This is a genomic window from Thiomonas sp., from assembly GCF_054608695.1.
Window position 1 is genome coordinate 13362 of sequence record NZ_JBTRXV010000058.1, and the last position, 13738, is coordinate 27099.

13 protein-coding genes and 1 pseudogene are annotated in these 13738 nt (G+C 64.3%); 3 read left to right on the forward strand and 11 right to left on the reverse strand.

Going from position 1 to position 13738, the window contains the following annotated elements; translation table 11 throughout:
- Positions 1-8: 8 nt before the first annotated feature.
- From ACYCUK_RS16330 to ACYCUK_RS16360, 7 genes are all read right to left on the reverse strand, one after another.
- The gene (locus tag ACYCUK_RS16330; RefSeq protein ID WP_461595750.1) at positions 9-398 is read right to left on the reverse strand and encodes a hypothetical protein; all 390 of its coding nucleotides are present in this window, start codon (positions 396-398) and stop codon (positions 9-11) included.
- Between the two features lie 147 nt (positions 399-545).
- Complete coding sequence (locus ACYCUK_RS16335) at positions 546-1463, reverse strand: hypothetical protein (protein WP_461595751.1); 918 nt, start codon at positions 1461-1463, stop codon at positions 546-548.
- On the reverse strand, positions 1460-2665 hold the full coding sequence (locus tag ACYCUK_RS16340) for an ArdC family protein (protein WP_461595752.1): 1206 nt from the start codon (positions 2663-2665) through the stop codon (positions 1460-1462). Before ACYCUK_RS16340 ends, ACYCUK_RS16335 begins: the two co-directional genes overlap by 4 nt.
- Positions 2658-2795 carry a hypothetical protein gene (locus ACYCUK_RS16345; RefSeq protein ID WP_156054990.1) on the reverse strand — a complete coding sequence of 46 codons (138 nt, stop codon included), beginning with the start codon at positions 2793-2795 and terminating at the stop codon, positions 2658-2660. The genes ACYCUK_RS16340 and ACYCUK_RS16345 overlap by 8 nt, the downstream gene beginning before the upstream one ends.
- Before the next feature lie 15 nt (positions 2796-2810).
- The gene (locus ACYCUK_RS16350) at positions 2811-3212 is read right to left on the reverse strand and encodes a hypothetical protein (protein WP_461595753.1); all 402 of its coding nucleotides are present in this window, start codon (positions 3210-3212) and stop codon (positions 2811-2813) included.
- Positions 3209-3604, reverse strand: coding sequence for an LPD7 domain-containing protein (locus ACYCUK_RS16355; protein ID WP_461595754.1), 396 nt, complete (start codon positions 3602-3604; stop codon positions 3209-3211). The genes ACYCUK_RS16350 and ACYCUK_RS16355 overlap by 4 nt, the downstream gene beginning before the upstream one ends.
- Positions 3605-3616: 12 nt before the next feature.
- Positions 3617-5983 carry a toprim domain-containing protein gene (locus tag ACYCUK_RS16360; protein ID WP_461595755.1) on the reverse strand — a complete coding sequence of 789 codons (2367 nt, stop codon included), beginning with the start codon at positions 5981-5983 and terminating at the stop codon, positions 3617-3619.
- A gap of 178 nt (positions 5984-6161) precedes the next feature.
- On the opposite strand from ACYCUK_RS16360, the pseudogene ACYCUK_RS16365 reads away from it, so the two are divergent.
- The 3 genes and pseudogenes from ACYCUK_RS16365 to ACYCUK_RS16375 all read left to right on the forward strand — a co-directional run bounded on the left by ACYCUK_RS16365 (position 6162) and on the right by ACYCUK_RS16375 (position 7040).
- A pseudogene (locus ACYCUK_RS16365) lies at positions 6162-6418 on the forward strand (type II toxin-antitoxin system RelE/ParE family toxin).
- Positions 6419-6421: 3 nt separating this feature from the next.
- Positions 6422-6718 (forward strand): addiction module antidote protein, encoded by a 297-nt coding sequence (locus ACYCUK_RS16370; RefSeq protein ID WP_461595756.1) that lies wholly within the window; start codon positions 6422-6424, stop codon positions 6716-6718.
- A gap of 103 nt (positions 6719-6821) precedes the next feature.
- Positions 6822-7040, forward strand: a complete 219-nt coding sequence (locus ACYCUK_RS16375) for a hypothetical protein (protein ID WP_461595757.1) — start codon at positions 6822-6824, stop codon at positions 7038-7040.
- A gap of 41 nt (positions 7041-7081) precedes the next feature.
- On the opposite strand, the gene ACYCUK_RS16380 is transcribed toward ACYCUK_RS16375, so the two are convergent.
- From ACYCUK_RS16380 to ACYCUK_RS16395, 4 genes are all read right to left on the reverse strand, one after another.
- Positions 7082-8296 (reverse strand): EAL domain-containing response regulator, encoded by a 1215-nt coding sequence (locus tag ACYCUK_RS16380; protein ID WP_461595758.1) that lies wholly within the window; start codon positions 8294-8296, stop codon positions 7082-7084.
- Positions 8293-11841 carry an ATP-binding protein gene (locus ACYCUK_RS16385; protein WP_461595759.1) on the reverse strand — a complete coding sequence of 1183 codons (3549 nt, stop codon included), beginning with the start codon at positions 11839-11841 and terminating at the stop codon, positions 8293-8295. The genes ACYCUK_RS16380 and ACYCUK_RS16385 overlap by 4 nt, the downstream gene beginning before the upstream one ends.
- A 309-nt stretch (positions 11842-12150) precedes the next feature.
- Entirely contained in the window at positions 12151-13101 is a 951-nt protein-coding gene (gene trbB / locus ACYCUK_RS16390; RefSeq protein WP_461595760.1) for a P-type conjugative transfer ATPase TrbB, read from the reverse strand.
- On the reverse strand, positions 13098-13373 hold the full coding sequence (locus ACYCUK_RS16395) for a hypothetical protein (protein WP_461595761.1): 276 nt from the start codon (positions 13371-13373) through the stop codon (positions 13098-13100). Before ACYCUK_RS16395 ends, trbB begins: the two co-directional genes overlap by 4 nt.
- Positions 13374-13738: the final 365 nt, after the last annotated feature.

Genomic DNA, 13738 nt, shown 5'->3' on the forward strand with positions numbered 1-13738 from the left:
GGCAGTGCTCAGTGGGCTGAGCCGTGGAGATCATTGCGTTCGCTTTCGGCTTTGCGCGTGCGCCGGAAGGCCAAGGCGACCGGCAGCACAAGAGAGAAGAAGCCGCCGACGCCCATGATGATGTGGGCGCGCTCAAAAATCGTCATCACCGCCATGCCGTAATCCGGGCTGTTGAACTTCCAGGTCCAGACCAGCACGTCGAAAGGGAAGTAGACAAAGGGCGTCAAGGGCTTGCCCAGCGCCGCCACAAAACCCAGCGCCCAGGCGGCGTACTCGGTCGCCGCCCAACAGGACAGCAACACGGTCATGGCGAACAGGCCAAGGCCCACGAAGACAAAGCGCGTGATGTCTTTCTGGGCCTTGGGGATGTGATACAGGCCGTTTGTCGGTGAAGTCATGGTGTTCGTTCCTCAGATCGAAGGTGGCCCGTGACGTGGGCCAGACGGCGTGCACCCCGGCCAAGGAAACCCGCCGTGGGCGGGGAGGAAATCCGGTTGCACGCTGCGGCTGTTGCTTGCGCCACCTGCCGCTGGGCGCGTCGGGCGTTAGCGGCCCCGGCCTGCGAACCGGCGCGTTGATTGGCGCTGGGGCGCCTTCGTCGATTTCTCAACAACCTGCTCCTGGATTTCGCGCCTGCCGTCCTGTCCTTGCACGGGATCTTGACCTCGGGAGTCAACTGCCGACTGTGAGTTCTCGGCACGGGCTGCCGAAGCCGGTTGAAGCGTTTGAGTGGGCTTCACCTCCGCCACAACCAATGACCGGCTGCCCATCACGCGCTGCACGTCCGCCTCAGGAATGCCGACATACCGGGCGTAGTCATGCCCCTGCGGATCGATATGCAGGGTCTGCCGATCCTGAGCGGTGACTTGGATGACGTGGCGCGTACCGTCCTCGTCGATGCCGCCCTTGCCGTCCAGCCAGGGCTGGGAGGCGAAGAAGTCGGCGGTGAACTTGTCGTAATCCGAAGACGACAGTTTCTTGTCCTCCACGACACGGACCCTGACGGCTGGTTGCAGCCTGGCGCCAGGCAGCGTCACCAAGCCATCGCAGAGATCCTCGACGTTGCTGACTTTGCGCCAGAACAAGGATCGACTGAGCGCACTGTCTCCGGTGACGGCCGGCGCATCGACCTGTGCCTGCACATTGGAGATCGGCTTCGCTCCAGCAGGCGGGCTCTGGACAATGACCTCTGCAAACTTCGTCTGCAAGTCCGGGTATTCAGCCAGGACATGTGACGGTGGCATGGTCTTGGGCGGGTCGTCCTGCGGCCTGAAGGCTCCTGGCTGGTTGTCGTACAGCGCGTTGTTGACCTCGCGCTGGTGCGCTTGGCGCAGCGCGCCTTCGGCTGTCGGGCCGTCCGCGAAGCCGAGTGACGCTTTGCCGATCGACACTTCCCACTGGCGGCCATGGTTCGGCCCCAATTTCTCTGCGCGCACTGCGTCAGAGAATTCGCCGAAAGTCATTTCGTGCGGCTCCTTGGCTTGCGCCGTCTCCATGGCATCCGAGAAGTCCTTGGCGTAGGGGCGATCTGCAAATCGCGCTCCTTGGCCAGGACGTAGTCCACGGCCTTTCCGGCCTCAGCTGCCGCCCGGAAGATTTCGTTTTTGTCCTGCTTGAGCACCTTGGCCCAGGACTGCACATAGGCTTTGTGCTGCTCCTCGTCATGGGGGATGCCGGTCTCGGCCGCCATGAAGGTGCTGAACAGCTCGGCGCGCAGCTCTTCCTTGGCATACGCCTCGGAGCCGAGGCGGTGGCCGCCCGTGATGCCTTCACGGTTCAGGCGCTGCTGGGCACCCGTTGCATGGCCGATCTCATGCAACGCCGTGCCGTAGTACCCCTCGACCGACTTGAAGGACTCGCGCGGCGGCAGGGAGACTTCGTCGCGCTTGGGCGAGTAGAAGGCCAGGGTCGGATGGGTGGCAAAGGTCAAGCCGTCGCCGCGCATGGCCTGCATCACCTGCTCGGCACGGTCGACGACCGGGATCTTGTTGTCCGGTGTCTTCAGCGGCTCAATCTTCAGGCCTGTGCACTGCTCGGCGTTGAACACCGTGTAAACACGCCCCACGACGGAATCGAGCTGCCTGTGGGCTGCACTCCAGGCCAATTCCCGCCCCTTGTGACGCACCGTCAAATCAGCAGCCTTGACATCCAGGGTGGACACCTTGTCCGTGGGCATGCCCACCTGCACCACACCCTTGCCTTCGTCAAACACCTTGACGCGCATGCTGTTGAGGCTGATCTCGACGTCGCGGCGCTCCCAGAACGGCTGATCCTTCCAGAGTTCGATCGGGTGACCTTTCTCGCCCTTTTTCACCCGGCCTCCCAGATCGTTGATCTGCTTGACCGTGCCAAAACGCGGATCGGCATAACCCTGATCCATCTGGACCAGTTGCAAAAGCAAGCGGTTGCCGCCCTTGTAGGCGTTGCCGGTGGCCATGTTTCGAGACAGGCCATGTTCCAGGTTTTCCCAGGGGCGTTCCCATGGGATTTCGCCACGCTCCAGGGACTGGACCATGCGGTCGGTGATTTCCTGGCGCAGATCACGCTGCTTCTTTTCGGCGGGCAGCGACGGGGCCTGCTCCCGTGCCCCGCCCACTCCGGTCAGAGCCTCGGACTCCTGGGCGGCCTGGTCCGCCGCTGCTTGCTGCTCCAGTTCATCAGCCATGTTGGACCTCGTCTTCAGGTTGATCGAAGACCGCGCCAAACTCACGTTCGGCGTGGTCGCGACTGGCAGCCTGGATCTCGACGAAGACGTCGGACTCCATGGCATCGGGAATCAAGGGTTGGGTTTGCATCGTGGTTCTCCTGGTTCACATCCCGCGACCCATATCGCGAAGACGGGGACGACTACGGCTTGAAAGGGCCAGCTCAGACGCCTTGATCTGCTGCTCCTCGACTTCCTGTTGAGGTTCAGCAGAGTCGGCATGGCGGTCATCGGCGCGTTGCAACCCTTCGGCTGCATCACGCGCCATGGCGACCTCCTCCCTGTGTTCTGTGGTCTGTTGCTCGAGGGCTTTCTCGCGCTCGCGCTTTTCCATCTCCTCGTCGATGTTCCGGGTGCGAAGCTGCTGCTGCAGCATTTCGCGCTCCTCCTCGGACCGCGATTGCAGCCGGTCGTAGGCCAGCTGGCCAAGCTCGGTCAGCTTGTCGTGCTCATCGACGAGAACAGGCTGGACCGGATCTGCGAGCCAAGCCTTTTGCTCAGGGGTCAAGGGATGCCCCTGCCCCGCAGCCTCAAGGCGTCCCAGCCCTGTGGCGGGAGGCGCGACAGGACGGATTCGGCCGCCAGGAAGTCCTTGTCGACTGCATAGGTCGCTGTGACAATCTGATCCACCTGCGCTCGCGATGACTTCGAAATGGGCGGCCGGGCGATGCTGCCCAGCCGTTCGGCCGGACCGTTCATCATGGTGGCGGCGAGCGCGTGGTCGGCTTCATCGGCTTGCAGCGCCGTCAACCGTCCCTGGTCCCAGGCCTTGCGCAGATCGTCGTTCTGGATCTTCAGGCCCATGCGGCCTGCGACTTCCGTCGCACGCTGCTGGAATTCACGGCTGCCCGTCAACACCAGCCCCTTGTCCATGTCGTACTTCTGTTCGGCCAGACGCAAGGCCGCCTCAATCTAGCGATCGTCCATCTTGTAGAGATCGACGCGCTCACCGCGGTCGGACATCACGCGCTCGCCGTCACGGGCGTAGTGGATGGCCTTGCCGGCAGGGCCGTCCTCGATCTCATGCGTGAGCCCTTCCAGCACCGCAGGCTCAACGGGGGCAACCCGCTTGCCCTTGACTGCCTCCGGGATCGGAGCGCGCGACCGATCGTCGTCCAGCATTCGCGCCGCCACGGGATCGGTCTTGGCGCGATCCTCCAGAAAGTTTCTGTAGCTGGGCACTTCGGGAAGCTCGGACTGCAAGCCTTTGCGCTCCGACACCTGTTGCTTTTGCATCGCTTCGACGGCCTTGGCCACCTCGATCACGATGAGGGAGCGCTGGTGTTCTTCGGCCATGCCGCTGAACTCGCGCATCTTGTCGGCGCGCAGTTGGTCCAGCGAACCAAACAGCGCCTCGCGCTGCTCCCGATGCCTGGCCTCGAGGTCATACTGCGCCTTGGCCCGCTGCGCGCGCACTGGGTCTGCCAGCGTGGCGTACTCGCGCAGAAGGCGCTCCTCCGGGGTTTCGGCCTGTCCTTGGCCATCAGGCTGCCCGTGCCGATCTTGTGCGGCGCTCTGTGCGTCGACAGGCTGCACCTCGACCTCTGCCGCCGCCTGATTGAGCGCATCGAACGTGCTCGCGTGAGCCAGGGTTTCCTGGCCAGCCGCTTTTTCCTGACCGGCCAGGACGGCCCGGACTTGCATGTCTGCGTCGTCGATCGTGTCCGTCGGCTTGATTGCGAGGATCCGTTTTTCCAAGTCCGGCGCAAATCGGCCGGAATCCACGGTGACGCACCACTTCTCCGGGCTCTCGTCAGGTGCGAATTCCTGCCCCTCGTTCTGGTACAGCGCGATGCCATGCTCCTCGTAGAGCGCGGCCAGTTGCGCGACCTGGTCTTCGCTCAGGTCGCCCCGCCAGTCGGGCATGGCGGGGCGCACCGCTTGCTCCTTTTGCTCACCCGGTTCTGACGTCTCGGGCGCCTGCGCTTCGGTGCTTGTCGGCGCTGGCCCCGCGTCGTCTTGGGCAGCGGCGGCCCGCCCCTGGCCTCGCGCGACGGGTTCCGCCGCGCGGCGGACCTGTTCGCGCTCTTTTTTCAGTGTGGCGATCTGGTCACGCGCCGCCTTTTTCGCCTCCGGCGTTGCGTCGGTCGATTTGGCCAAGTCGTTATGCAGCTTGGTGGCGTCTTTGATCTGCGCGTCGAGATCTGCAAGCGTTTTGTCATTCATGGGTTGCTCCTGGTGGGGGGTGAGAGAGACCGGCGGTCGCGCGGCGTTTTGCTGAGGCACCTGTTGCCTGACCAAGCCGGGCTTGTTGCGGTTGACGACTTCCGGCGGCAGGCGCCGCTCCAGCTGCCAGGCATCCAGCGTCGCGGCCATCGTGTTGCGTATGGCCTCGGATCCGCTGTCGCGCAGCTGGTCGCGGGCGTCGTAACCGGGAGGTGTGATGCCACCCGGCTTTTCGGGGAGGGCGATGCGCGTCCGTGCGCCGCCCAGAATGCGGGCAGCGCGCACGCCAAAGGCTTGCCCCTTGAACTGGGCCTTCTCGCCGTCGTTGTCGGCGTAGACGACGGCGCGTCCTTGAAGCTTGTCGTGCAGGCTGCGGGCCACGTCCCGCAGGTTCTGCGCCGACATGGCCGCGATCACCGGAAGTCCGGTGGCTTGATGGATGGCCAGTGCGGTGCCGATGCCCTCGCAGAACACCACTTGATCGGCCTTGCAGGCCGCCTCATAGGCGCGCAGGGGTGCTTCGACATCGGCGCCGACGATTGGGATCACGGCGAACGCGCCTTTGGTCGGCGTGCCGGAGATGAATCGCTTGTCGGCCGACTGACCCGGCTCCGCCCACGTGATGCGCTGCATGCCGACCCAGCCCAGTTCGCCGCCCGCGTCGATTGCCATCATCGGCACCAGCAGCTGTGCCCTGCCTTGGCGCAGTCCGGCCGGGTCGAGCTTCGGTGCCTGGAGGTAGGGAAAGGCCTTGGGCTCGCGGGAGTCCTCCCATCGCTGGAGCGCCTCCTCAACGGCAATCGCCTGGCGTTCGGCCTGCTGCCTGCGCCATGCCTCGCGCTGCACTTCGACCCGCGCCAGTTCTTCCGGCGTCAGATCGCGCGCCAGTTCGGGTCTGAACTGGACCGGCTTGCCGTCGGCCTTGAAGTTGGTGATCCAGCCGGTGCCGTCAGGCCGCAACAGGTAGCCTGCGTCGTTCTTGCCTGATGGCATGTCACCGACGTCGGCGCGATGAATGCGCCCGTCGGCTTCCAGCCGCTCGGGGTCGATGTTGACCCCCTGCAGTCTGGCGAACGCCAGGAACTGTTCGATGAACTGATCGTTCTGATGCAACACAGCCTCCGTGTGATGAGCTCGCGCCGAGCGACTTCATCTGGACTCGGTGGGGTGTTGCATCAGGTCCCGGCCTCCCGCGCGGCACCGCTGTGAATCATGGTTGACAGACCAACCCAGCGAGGTCAGAATGCAGGCCATGGTGGAACTGATCCAGAGTCAGGCTTTCCAGCGCTGACTGAGCGGCCTCAAAGACCGACAAGCTCGCGCACGTGCCAGGCCCGTCTTGAACGTCTGGCGCTCGGGAATCCGGGGGACGCCAAGCCGTTGCGAGACGGTGTGTCTGAACTCCGGATCGACGATGGGCCGGGCTACCGCGTGTACTTCATGCGGCGTGGGCCGGTGATCGTCGTGCTGCTCGCTGGCGGTGACAAGCGCACGCAGGACGCGGACATCGAACGGGCGATTGGAATGGCCAAGGACTGGAAGGACTGAACGATGGCTGAGACATTCACGCGCTACGACACGGCGGACTACCTGAAGTCTGATGAAGAGATGGCCGCCTACCTGGATGCCTGCATCGAGGACGACCCCGGCGATGGCAGCCTCATCCGCGTTGCGCTGGGCACGATTGCCCGCGCCCGGGGCATGAGCCAACTCGCACGAGATACCGGCATTTCACGCGAAGGGCTTTACCAGGCGTTGTCTGCCGAAGGCAATCCGGAGTTCTCCACGGTGATGAAGGTGATCCGGGCGCTCAAGCTCAGGCTGCATGCAGAGTCTGTGCCTGGTTGATGGTTGGACCTCATCTTGACATCACGTGTAAAGATGAGTCCATGCGGGCGCGCCGAGAGACCGATGCCGGGGATGCGGCTCTACGTTCTCGGCTGGCGCGCCCATGCGCCAGCAGTGGCGCCCTGAACACAACGCCGCAGTCTTGAAGCTTCTTGTCCTCGGGCGGCTCGGCACCCATGAAGACAACTTGATCGAGCGAAAATCCGACAGCCCCTTCGCGTTGGCGTTGCGACAAACTATTACCACCTTCGCCAACTCGGCGCTTGATAGCTGCGCGATCTTGAGCGCTTCCCGTACCATTTTCGAGTGCATCATGAACTGATGAAACTGCAACGGAGGCCATCAAGCAGCTGGCCATGGGAATCAGTTTTGCGGAGCCCTATTCATACGTCGTCGCCAGTCCTCCAGCCAGCCAGGCAGGGCGGCAGCAGGCATGGGGCGAGCGATGAAATATCCCTGCCCCAGATGACAGCCGGTTTGGCGCAGAAATGCCCAGTCATCGGCATCTTCGACCCCTTCGGCAACCACCTCCATGCCGAGTTGGTTGGCCAAACTGAGGCTGGCCTCGAAGATCGCCCGCAACCGTTCATCCTGCCAGGCGCCGCGGGTGAAGCTCCGGTCGATCTTGAGTTCGTCGAAGGGGAGGTCGCGCAACTGTGCAAGGGAGGAATGGCCGGTGCCAAAATCATCGATGGACAGGCGGAAGCGCTTCAGGCGCAAACGTGCGAGCACATCGAGCGAGGTGGCCAGGCTCTGCATCAGACGGCTTTCGGTCACTTCCAGCACCACAGACTGGGGCGGCATGCCGACAGCCGCCGTCTCGGCGGCAACGAAATCGGCGAACTCCAGCGCGGCAAGATCGTCCATCGACACATTGACTGCGACGGACAAGGCCTGCCCTGCCTCCTGCCAGGCTTTGGCCTGCACCAGTGCGCCTTTGAGCACCGCGCGCGTCAAGTCACCAACCAGGCCATGCGCCTCCGCCACCGGGATGAACCGATCGGGAAACACCAGTCCATCCTCGGGATGCTGCCAGCGCACCAGGGTCTCCATCCCGATGACGTCGCCCGTCGCCACCACAACCTTGGGCTGGTAGTAATTAACCAGTTCCCCACGGACGATAGCGGCACGCACTGCTTCGGCGTCATAGGTTTTGTTCGTAGCGGGTGGCTTTTCAGCCGCTGAGGGTATCCGTTTGTCCAGCAACACGGAGAGCCCCGCCGGTGTTGGCGGTTTGTGCAGGGAGCCCAGCACGAAGAGGTGGTATGCCCGCGCCAGCTTTTCCGTAGCCTGCAGCATGCGGTCATCCTCGCCGCTGACCAGGATCAGGCCACCGGGGTAATGCCGTTGCGCCAAATGTCGCACGAACTCGACCCCGTCCATTCCCGGCATGTTGATGTCGAGCAGGATCACATTCGGCGCGTCGTCCAGCGCATCGTATGCGGCCAGCGCGGCCGGGCCGCTCTCGTGGCAGGACACCCGGGTATAGCCCAGCCCGGCCAGCATGCGGCCGAGCAGCTTGAGCATGAACGGTTCGTCGTCGAGCACCAGGATGTCAATGGCAGATTTGTTGTTCATGCATGCTCACCATTTTTTCCTGCCTCGCGCGGCGTCGCCTCAGCCAGCCATGCCGCCAGATCGTCGTCCACGGCGATCATTTCCGCGTTAAAGCGAGGCAGCAGTCCAGTCAGGGCGGCGCCGTCACCGGCCTTCCCGGCCTGTTCGATCTGCTCGCACAGCGCGCCCAGCCCGAGTGCCCCGACGCTGCGTGCCGAGGACTTCAGCTTGTGCGCGGCCGCACCCGCCCCGGCCAGCCACCCGGATTCGCAGGCCGCCTGAAGCTCGGCGGCGATGCTCGCTGCGCTGACGCGGAAATCCTGCAGGAACTCTCGAATCACCGCCGCGTCGTCGCCAACCAGCTCCCGCAGTTTGCTGACGTCCACCGGCCGTTCCGCCACCGCCGCGGCTGGGGCCTGAGGCAGCTCCGGGAGCGCTTTCGCTGACGGCAGCCACTTTTCCAGCATTGTCTTGAGGTCGGCCTGCCGCACCGGCTTGGATAGATAATCGTCCATGCCTGCCGCTTGGCAATGCTCGGCTTCGCCTTTCAGGGCGTTGGCCGTGAGCGCGATGATCGGCGTATGGCCCATGCCGGCTTGGGCCTCTGCGGCGCGGATTGAGGCGGTGAGTTCATAGCCGTCCATGCGGGGCATGTGCACATCGGTGAGCAGCAGCGCGTACTCGCCCGTCTTCCAGCGGGCAAAAGCTTCGAGGCCATCGCCTGCCACTTCCGCCGCCAGGCCGAGCAGGGCCAGTTGCCGCCGGATCACCTGTTGGTTGGTCTCATTGTCCTCGGCCACCAAGACCAGCTTACCCTGGCGCACGGCCTCCTCGTGCGAAGGCGCTTCGAAGGCCGCACGGGCAAGCCCCACGGTTTCGTTCCATTCTTCTTCCGCGGCGCGCCCAGCGGCGATGGCCACCGCCTGAAGGATGTATCGCCGAGTGAGCAGGTTGCCATCGATCTGCACCAGATTGGGTGCCGTTCGGCGCGGCCGGCGGCGCTTGCCACGGCCGATGATGAGCAAGCGCACATCCCCGCGTGAACGCAGGCCGGCGGCGGTGTGCAAGGCATCCAGTGGCGGCGGTGCACCTTCGGTGTCCAGCACCCAGACCCACAGAATCTCGGACGGGGGGTCAGCACGCGTGCTCACCGCATCGATAGCCGCTGCGCGCTGGACCTGTGCTCCGGCATGTGCCAGATGCATCGCCACATCCGCGGTCAGCCCCACTTCGGGACCGATCACCAGGCACGGCAGTCCGGCTACCAGCGAGGGCGTGGGTGCCGGCTGCGGCAATGCAATGAGCGGTAGGCGTACGGTGAAGGTGCTGCCCGCACCCAGCTCGCTCTGCACGGTGATGTCACCGCCCATCATCTGCGCGAGCTGGCGAGCGATCGCCAGTCCCAGCCCGGTGCCGCCGAAGCGCCGCGTGGTGGAGACATCGGCCTGTTCGAAAGGAGTGAACAGCCGGGCCTGGGTTGCCTCATCCATGCCGATCCCGTTGTCATGCACGACGCATTCCACCCAGACCTGTCCATCCTCGAGACCAGCCATCCGGGCACGCACCGCCACTTGGCCCGGACGCTCCAGCCCGCTGGAGAACTTGATGGCGTTGTTGACCAGGTTGGTGAGAATCTGGCGCAGGCGCAGCGCATCGCCTTGGAGTGCCTGGGGTAGCTCCGGATCGACGAACAGGGTCAATTCCACGTGTTTCTTCTCGGCCATACGGTCGAGCAGGGTGCAGACTTTTTCAACAACGTCCTCGACCGACATGGATTGCTGTTCGATCGCAAGCTTGCCGGCTTCGATTTTGGAAAAGTCGAGGATGTCCTCGATGATGGAGAGCAGCGCATACGCCGATTCGCGGATGAGTTCGACCATCTCCATCTGATAGCCCTTGAGGCTGGTTTGCGTCAGCACGTCCAACATGCCGATCACGCCGTTCATTGGGGTGCGGATCTCGTGGCTCATGGCGGCGAGAAAGTCGGACTTGGCACGGGTGGCCGCCTCGGCTGCATCCCGCGTCGCCCGCAGTTCGGCCGTGCGCTGCTGCACCTCCTGCGCCAGGCGCAGGCCGAAGCCCGACGTGGTGAGCACGAAAACCCCGACCAACAACATGGCCAGCAGACAGGCGGCAAGAAACAACATTGAGCCCGACGTATGCCCGGGCTGCCAAGGGTGGAAGTTCCAGACCTCCAACTCCAACCCGGCACCCGCAAAGCGCTGACTGATGGGTTGCGACCAGTCCGGCGCGCGTCCGGCGGGCACGTCATAGCCGATGAGCGGCGCGGACGGGTGCCATGCCGCCAGTCCGCGAACACGGAATGCGATGCCGACACGCCCGGCTTTGCCGGCGATGTCAGCAAAAAGCTGCGAGAGATCGAGCCGGGCGACGGCAAAACCGCGCAGGGCGGCCACGCGCGTCGCCTCGTCGGCGCCCCCGGCAGCGAAGCCGGGGGCATAGACCGGCACCAGCATCCACCATTCCAGGGTGGGTGCATTTCCCGGACTCGCTGCCAATGCCCGGTGGCCTGTTTCCGCCGCGCGCAGCAGGGCGGCTTGTGGGATGCGCGCCACGGGCTTGACACTTAGATGGCCGCCTTCGCTGGCCTGCGGATAGACCAGCTGCAGCGGCAAGATCCCGGTTGATCTGTCGGCCAATTTGTCTGGCGCCCACGCCTGCGCTGAGATTCCCGGAGTCGATCCGAGTGCCTGGGTGAACACCGCGAACTCAGCGGGGTTCAGCGTGTCGCTGTGATTGATGAAACCACCGATGGCACGCAGGCGATCCTCGGTGCGATCCAGGCGCGTCGCGACGCGGTAGACAAGGTCGTTGGCCTGGGCCTCGAAAGTGCCGCGGGCGACCTGCACCTCATACCGGTTGTAGAGAAAGGACCCTGCCTCCAGCAGTGCTGCCGTGCCCAGCAGCGGGATGACGATGGCGGCGATGCGGCGCCGCCATCCATTGCGCGCGTGCGGCAGCGTCAGCAGAATCATTGGGGCGAGCACCAGCACGCCGAGCGTGTCGCCCGCATACCAGGTGACCCAGTTGGGGACCATGTCCGCAATAGGCAGCCCGCGCAGCGCATACAAGGCGAGCGTGCCCACCGTGGCGGAGACCAGACAGGCGAGCGGCCCCGTCAGGACAAGAAAACGTGCGGCGTCAACAGCCCTGGCAAGCGGCACGGAGTCCTCGGTGAACGGCCTCGCCAGACGCGCACCGAGCAGCGCCTGCGCCAGTGCCCCACTGGCGATGATGGTTGCGGCCAGGAGCGCTGTGCCGGTCAGCCCCGCGCTGGAGGCATCACCCGTGTATTGCAGTAAAGCGGAGGCAAACGCCCCCAGCCACAAGCCCGGCCAGATGCGTGTGCCCCACTGAACGAGCACCACCAGAGCCATCCCGGCCGGCAGCCACAAGAGCGTGCCATCGTCAGGCGAGACCGCAAGCAGGATGGAGAGGCGGCCGAGCGCAAAGTAGGCCAGCGCCGCCCCGATCATGGGAACCCACGGAAAGGCTGACGGGAGGGCGCCAAGCTTGCCCGATTGGACGGCGGGAGTGAGGTTCATGGCAGACGCCCCATTGCTATGTCCGCATCTCGGACGATCCCGATAATGCTGACCAAGTCGAACGCATAGTAGTCCACTTCGCCTAAAATCTAATGGATTGCCATTTGCCGCCCTATGTGATTTCGCTGACTCCGGCCCTAGGCGATTAAAGTGTCGCTTGGAGGTGCACTCCCCTCATGTGGTGAGGGGGTCGTCCAACGCTGCGGCATAGCCTTATCACATGGCCACGTCGCATGAACAGCGCAGCCTCGCTGCACAACACAGCAAGGCTGCCCAGAACCACGGTCAGGATTTGGGCAACGGCATCCATCAAGCGACCCTCTCGACATGAAACCCGCGGCCAGCGGACCAGCTGCGGACCAGGGAAACTTCCTCGACGCGCCGCCCCTCTATGGCGCGTCTGATCGACACCACGACATTGACCGCTTCCGCGATCAATTCCGGGTTCGGCGGCACGCCGGCCTCCTGGATCAGCTGGCCGACCCGGGTCAGCGCCGCGCTGGCGTCGTTGGCATGCACCGTTCCCACGCCGCCGGGGTGGCCCGTGTTCCATGCCTTGAGCAGAGCCAAGGCGCTGCCGTCCCGCACTTCGCCCACCACGATGCGGTCCGGGTGCAGGCGCATGGTGGCGCGCAGCAGCTTGGTCATGTCGGTGTTGTCGCTGGTGCGCAGGAACACCACGTTCTCGGCATTGACCTGCAGTTCCCGCGTGTCCTCGATCACCACGATGCGGTGATCCCTGCTTACCCTGGCCACGGCTTCCAGAATGGCATTGGCCAACGTGGTCTTGCCCGTGCCGGTGCCGCCGCTGACCAGAATGTTGCGGCGATCGGCCACCGCATCTTCGATCGCTTGGCATTGCGCCTGAGTCATGATGCCCTTGGCGACATAGTCGGCCAAGGTAAAGACCAGCGCCGCCTTTTTCCGCAACGCAAAGCTCGCACGCTCGACCAAGGGAGGAATCAGTGCCTCGAAGCGACTGCCATCCAAAGGCAGCTCGCATTCGAGAATCGGGCGGTCGGGCGTCACCACGGCGTCCAACATGGCAGCGACCGTGTTGACAATGGTCAGCGCACGTACAGGCTCGATGATGGCAACCCGCTCCATGCCCGCCCCGAGTCGGTCGACCCAGAGCGCCTCGTCGGGATTGAGCATGATCTCGACCACCTGAGGATCGCCCAGAGGATCGAGGATTTCACTGCCCATGGCCCGCCGTAGAGCCTCGCTCTGGCGGTCATGGACTTGCCGCGCGCCGCTCATCCGCCGCGGGCCTCGCTCACCGCACCGGTAGAGTCCCCTGCCCCGCCCTCTTTGTCCGATGCTGTGACGTCAATCGGTTTGACGCCGCGTCCCGCCATCTCGAACAGATCATCTTGACTGGCCAAGCGCGTGTTTGCCCTGGCCGCGTCCATCATGGATCGGACAAGACCGGTGGCCGCGCCGCTTTGGGTGTACGCGCGAACCAGATGTTCCTTCTCGCCGAAGTTCACGACGTAGAGCTTCGGGAGAACTTGCTTTGTGGCTTTGGCCATGAAACCTCCTGCAATGGGTCATGGGCAAGACGCCCATACCTGGATTGCGGCGGAGGTTGCAGGAGGTGCGACAAGGGAACCGCGGAGAACCGCTGCACGGCGCGGATGCAGAACCGTTCGTCGGCGATGCATCGTCGATCGGAACGGGGTGCCCAGCGATCAGCGCGTGGTGGTGTCGGGTGTCGGGCGGAGCCTGACCAGGATGTTGTCGTGCAGGGACCGTGCGCCAGCAGGGTCGCTGTACGGACAACTCTTATCCTGCACGGGTTTGACCGCGCGCTCGACGAACGATCACTGATCGAACGTGGTTGAGCGACGATCAAACACCGATCAAAAACGATCAGCGCGCAGTCGGTGGTGATCTG